Annotated in this window: 1 protein-coding gene; it reads left to right on the forward strand. The window is 46.5% G+C overall.

Annotated features, from left to right (window positions below):
- Nucleotides 1–443: transposase (locus tag NLX67_RS22655; protein WP_254313644.1), on the forward strand; the 443-nt coding region annotated here is incomplete at both ends.

Below are 443 nucleotides of genomic sequence, written 5' to 3' on the forward strand. Positions count from 1 at the left end.
CGTGCCCGGCAGCATAACCGGATTCAAAAAGTATTAGAAGGAGCGAATATCAAGCTTGGCTCTGTTGTTTCCGACATCATGGGTGTTTCAGCTCGTGACATGCTTCGTGCCATCGCAGATGGCGAGGATGATCCTGAAAAACTGGCAAGCTTCGCTCGCCGTACAATGAAGAAAAAAAGAGATGAACATGAACTTGCCCTCCGGGGCTATATCAACCCACATCAACGCCTAATGATCAAGACCATTCTAACGCATATTGATTTTCTTAGTGAACAGGTTGAGATACTAAACCAAGAGGTGGCTGCTAGATTGACCTCATCCCAAGAAGACATTGAACGGCTGGATTCCATTCCCGGTATCTCCACACGTATGGCCGAACAAATCTTAGCTGAAATCGGAACCAATGTCGGAAAGCAATTCCCGAGTGCTTCCCATTTATGTTC

The organism is Domibacillus sp. A3M-37 (assembly GCF_024213455.1).
In the GTDB taxonomy this organism is placed as follows: Bacteria; Bacillota; Bacilli; order Bacillales; family Domibacillaceae; genus Domibacillus; species Domibacillus tundrae.